The sequence below is a fragment of the Blautia sp. AF32-4BH genome, assembly GCF_003460565.1.
Taxonomy (GTDB): Bacteria; Bacillota; Clostridia; order Lachnospirales; family Lachnospiraceae; genus Fusicatenibacter; species Fusicatenibacter saccharivorans.
In genome coordinates, this window is sequence record NZ_QTVL01000037.1 from 1 (window position 1) to 4,528 (window position 4,528).

Genomic DNA, 4,528 nt, shown 5'->3' on the forward strand with positions numbered 1-4,528 from the left:
ATTTCAGAAACAGACTGGGAGCTGGCACATCAAAAACGGGAAAAAACAGGTGTAAAATATGAAAAGACACATAGCCTCGATCATGAGCATATTTTATCCGGAATATTGAGATGTCCGTTATGTGGAAGCGGTATGTATGGAAACGTGAACCGAAAGAAAAAGAAAGACGGAACCTTATATAAGGATTATTTCTATTATGCCTGCAAACATCGTCGCCTGGTAGACGGTCATAAATGTGGATATCGTAAACAATGGAGCGAAGAGAAGATTAACAATGCAGTAGAAGAAGTTATCCGGAAACTGGTGAAGAATCCGAAATTTGAAGAAGCAATTCTGAATAAAATTGGTTCAAGAATAGATACAGAAGAAATAGAAAAAGAGATTGAAAGACTGGAAAAACAGTACAGGCAGCTGACCGGAGCAAAAGCAAGACTTGGACAGCAGATGGATAGCCTGGACATCATGGATAAATTTTATGAAAAGAAATATCAGGATATGGAGACAAGGTTATACCGTCTGTATGATGAAATTGAAGGCGTGGAGAACAGTATAGAAGAAGTCAAGAACCGCCTGCTGAATATTCAGCAACAGAAAATATCAGAAGAAAACGTCTATCAATTTCTTTTATATTTTGATAAACTATATGATAAGTTCACCGACCTGGAGAAGAAAGAATTTCTTAACAGTTTTGTGGAACAGGTGGACATTTACGAGCAGGAGCAGCCAGATGGCAGATTCCTGAAGCACATAAAGTTCCGTTTTCCGGTGTATTTTGGAGACAGGGAAATACAGGAACTTTGTTGGGACAACGAAAGTACAGTTGAGACTGTGTGCCTCTTGAGCAACCGAAAACCAGATACCACGGTAAAACTCAGCGTGGATATGGACGATTACTACCGTATTAAAGATGGTAAAGAGCCTAAATAAAATCGAATAATACACTGAATTAAAGCAGGATAGAAGCTGTTGATGCGTTAGAAGATAACGTGTCAGCGGCTTTTTCTTTTTATCTGAAAATCTATTAGTCAAATCTGAAAGGAGTCAATTCTATGGCAAAGAAAAATGTAAGGAATATGAAGGTTTGTGGACAGAGCGGTTATAAATATGAGACAGTTCCGGCAATTACATTAAAAGGAAAGTGGCTGGAAGAACTGGGATTTCATCTTGGGGATTATGTGCAGGTGAAATGTGAAAATGGTCAGCTGATTATCACGCCGGATGTGGATAAAGCACAAGAGCAGGAAGCGAAGACCGCATTTATGGATGAGGAGATTAAGAAACTGATAATCAGATACCAGAATGAAAAAGAAGAAATTACTGCAAAATATGTGGCAGAGCAGAGTGCAGGCTGTTATGGAAAGAAAGCATGAGAGGGGGAGAATGTATGGCAAGGATTATAATGTGTGGATCATTTAAAGGGGGAGTTGGCAAAACTGCCAGCTCCTGGAATTTGGCGTATTCACTGGCTGAGATGGGAAAAAGGGTTCTGGCTGTTGATTTTGACAGCCAGGCAAATCTGACAACCTGCTTCGGAGTAGAAGATCCTGCGGCTGTGCCGGTGACGATTGGACATCTGATGATGAATCGGCTGGAAGATGAGGAAATGCCGGATCCGTCAGAGTTTATACAGAGTAGAAATGGTGTGGACTTTATTCCATCATCCATGATGCTTTCAGCAGTGGACAGTAAGCTGCGGATGGAGATGGGTTCAGAGAAGATGCTGACTGGTATTCTGGAGCCGCTGAGAGGGCTGTATGACTATATTATTGTAGACACCTGTCCATCGCTCGGAACATTGACGATTAACGCATTGACGGCGGCTGATGAGGTGATTATTGCCGTCAATCCGCAGCTTTTGGCAATGATGGGATTGCAGGATTTTATCCGGACAGTGAAGAAAGTCAGAAGCAGACTGAATGACCGCCTGCAGATTGCAGGGATCCTGCTGACTATGTGTGATGCCAGAACAAATCTCTGTAAGGTAATCACAGAACAGCTGACGGATACTTTTGATGGACAGATCCGGATTTTTAAGAGTATCATACCAAACACAGTAAAGGTGGGAGAATCAATTTATTACAGTGAGCCGCTTCTGGAGTATGCACCGGAGAATAAGGCTTGTAAAGCATACCGGAATCTGGCAGAGGAGGTGGTTGGGGATGAAAGCTAATGCACCAAAAAGAAAAGTATTTCAGGACGCACTGGATCTTCTTGCTGAGGATCCGGTGAAGAATACGCCAGTGCCTGTGAACGGGATTGTTTCTATTCCGGTTGAGGAAATACATTCGTTTCATGATCATCCGTTCCGGCTGTATGAGGGAGAACGCCTGGAAGATATGGTACAGAGCATCAGGGAGTATGGTGTGCTGAATCCGGTGATTGTGAGGAAAGCTGCAAGGGGCTATGAGATGCTTGCAGGGCATAACAGAACCAATGCGGCAAAGATATCAGGATTGACAGAGATACCTGCGATTCAGTATTTATCAGGTTTTGCCGAAGCTGATTGAATTGTGGGGGATGAACATCAGGACGGATGTGGAGGCTAAAAAACTTCATGCAACAGACCGTGAAATGACAACTCCCCTGTTTCTTCTCCAGTGTGTGCAGCTGGGGATTTCCATCCGGGATCTGGATCTGCTGACTATCGGGATGGTGAATGATATGTTTGTGGAAAGCAGGAACGATGAGTATAAGGGATGGAGACAGGTTGCCACGCAGGAGGATTTTGACAGGTTCTGATCTGATGAAATGTGGTGACAGGATGTTTCAGAAAGGGTATAATGGGTTTATCAAAGTCGGGATTTGGAGGAGATTCTTATTTATGAAAAAAGGAATAAATAAATCAATCTTATTTTATATTGCATCAGTTCTGTTTCTCGTAGCCTCAGCTATAGACTTTACGAGTGGAAATGAAAATTCTATGGCTATAGTATGGTTATGTCTTGGTTCTTCGTTTCTTTGCTTGGGTTCGACTCATAAGAAAAAGGAAAACAATACAGATGATAAATAATTTCCTGCTTGTATTGCTGGAAAATCGGGATTCATAGAGTCCTTTTGTGATTTGCAACTGCTGGTTGACAGATTTACAGCCTGAAATGGTGGAATGCAAACAGCAAAACTGTTATATTTAGCTCATAAAATCTGCAAAAGGAGGAAAAAATGATTTTAGCTGATAAGATTACAGAGGAAAGAAAAAAGAATGGATGGTCACAGGAAGAACTAGCCAATCAGTTGGGCGTATCCAGACAGGCAGTATCTAAGTGGGAAAGTGCAGGAGCTGTTCCAGATTTGCAAAGAATTTTACAGATGTCGGAGCTTTTTGGTGTTAGTACAGATTACCTATTAAAAGATGAAATGAAAGCAGAAAATATCACCTATCACGAAAGTACTGAAAGCTATGCAGAACCGTTGAAAAAAGTAACTATGGAGAATGCAAATGAATTTCTTGACATGAAAAGAAATGGATCCAAAGTAGTGGCAAACGCAACAAGTATGTGTATCTTAAGTCCAATATTATTGATTGTTCTTGTGACAATGGCAGAAGATAGCGTATTTCATGTTTCGGAATCTCTGGCAACAGTATTTGGATGTGTTTTTTTGCTTGGAATGGTTGCGGCAGCCGTCTTTTTGTTTATTACATATGGAATGAGTGAATCACATATGGAACATTTTGAAAAAGAATGCTTTGAAACAGAGTATGGTGTATCTGGAATGGTACGAGAAAAAAAAGATTCCTATGAACCAATTTTTATCAGAGGAACGGCTGTTGGGGTAGTGCTTTGTATACTGGCAGTGATTCCGACAATTATTGCCGAATCTATGGAAGCGTCCGACTATTACTGCGGTCTTTCCGTTGGATTACTGCTATTCATACTTGCAATAGGAGTGAATCTGTTGGTTCGTGTTGGGATGGTAAAAAGCAGTTACGATACCCTTCTTCAGGAAGGGGAATATACAAAAGAAGAAAAACTGTTTAAGAAAAAGACTGACACGTTTTCTGGTGTATATTGGTGCTTGACTACAGCGATTTACCTTGCATGGAGCTTCTGGACGATGAGCTGGGATATTACATGGATTGTATGGCCGGTTGCAGGTGTTTTGTTTGCAGCATTGCTTGGTGTGGCGAAAATGGTGTTAAAGAGTGGCAGTGAAACTCAGCACTATATTTAAGATGGAGTTAAGTTTATTTTCCGCATATTATACTCATCCAGAAATTCAAGTTTGGAGAATTGAAAAAAACGGAATTTATCTATTAAGACATATAAACTCTTGACAATAAAGCTCCTATATAGTATGTTTTTAATAAACTACTATATAGGAGCTTTTGTATGGAAATGAATGGAGGATTTCTTGTCACCAAAATAAAACAGCTTGGAGACCGGATTTTTGAGAAGATTCTCAGTGAAAAGAATATTGATGCGTTTAATGGAGCCCAGGGACGTATTCTTTATGTGCTGTGGCAGGAGGATGGTATCTCAATCAGGTCACTCTCGACTAAATGCGGATTAGCGATAACATCTCTTACTAC

The 4,528-nt window shown here is 40.7% G+C and carries 7 protein-coding genes and 1 pseudogene; all 8 read left to right on the top strand.

Going from position 1 to position 4,528, the window contains the following annotated elements; translation table 11 throughout:
* Positions 1–927 (top strand): zinc ribbon domain-containing protein (locus DWZ44_RS17890; protein ID WP_243002160.1); only part of this gene is annotated, 927 nt, incomplete at its 5' end.
* A gap of 122 nt (positions 928–1,049) precedes the next feature.
* Positions 1,050–1,370, top strand: coding sequence for a SymE family type I addiction module toxin (locus tag DWZ44_RS17895; RefSeq protein WP_117509302.1), 321 nt, complete (start codon positions 1,050–1,052; stop codon positions 1,368–1,370).
* A gap of 14 nt (positions 1,371–1,384) precedes the next feature.
* Entirely contained in the window at positions 1,385–2,170 is a 786-nt protein-coding gene (locus tag DWZ44_RS17900) for a ParA family protein (RefSeq protein WP_117805431.1), read from the top strand.
* Positions 2,160–2,507 carry a ParB N-terminal domain-containing protein gene (locus DWZ44_RS17905; protein ID WP_243002162.1) on the top strand — a complete coding sequence of 116 codons (348 nt, stop codon included), beginning with the start codon at positions 2,160–2,162 and terminating at the stop codon, positions 2,505–2,507. The genes DWZ44_RS17900 and DWZ44_RS17905 overlap by 11 nt, the downstream gene beginning before the upstream one ends.
* A 10-nt stretch (positions 2,508–2,517) precedes the next feature.
* On the top strand, positions 2,518–2,739 hold the full coding sequence (locus DWZ44_RS17910) for a hypothetical protein (protein WP_147342497.1): 222 nt from the start codon (positions 2,518–2,520) through the stop codon (positions 2,737–2,739).
* Between the two features lie 82 nt (positions 2,740–2,821).
* Complete coding sequence (locus tag DWZ44_RS17915) at positions 2,822–3,010, top strand: hypothetical protein (RefSeq protein WP_117509428.1); 189 nt, start codon at positions 2,822–2,824, stop codon at positions 3,008–3,010.
* A gap of 149 nt (positions 3,011–3,159) precedes the next feature.
* Entirely contained in the window at positions 3,160–4,170 is a 1,011-nt protein-coding gene (locus DWZ44_RS17920; RefSeq protein ID WP_117509301.1) for a helix-turn-helix domain-containing protein, read from the top strand.
* 158 nt (positions 4,171–4,328) lie between these two features.
* Positions 4,329–4,528: pseudogene (locus DWZ44_RS17925) on the top strand (MarR family transcriptional regulator); the annotation flags it as partial.

Bases quoted from the DNA above. Each gene is read 5' to 3' on its own strand.
- DWZ44_RS17900 (WP_117805431.1), top strand. From the start codon at position 1,385: ATGGCAAGGATTATAATGTGTGGATCATTTAAAGGGGGAGTTGGCAAA.
- DWZ44_RS17895 (WP_117509302.1), top strand. From the start codon at position 1,050: ATGGCAAAGAAAAATGTAAGGAATATGAAGGTTTGTGGACAGAGCGGT.
- DWZ44_RS17910 (WP_147342497.1), top strand. From the start codon at position 2,518: ATGAACATCAGGACGGATGTGGAGGCTAAAAAACTTCATGCAACAGAC.
- DWZ44_RS17915 (WP_117509428.1), top strand. From the start codon at position 2,822: ATGAAAAAAGGAATAAATAAATCAATCTTATTTTATATTGCATCAGTT.
- DWZ44_RS17905 (WP_243002162.1), top strand. From the start codon at position 2,160: ATGAAAGCTAATGCACCAAAAAGAAAAGTATTTCAGGACGCACTGGAT.
- DWZ44_RS17920 (WP_117509301.1), top strand. From the start codon at position 3,160: ATGATTTTAGCTGATAAGATTACAGAGGAAAGAAAAAAGAATGGATGG.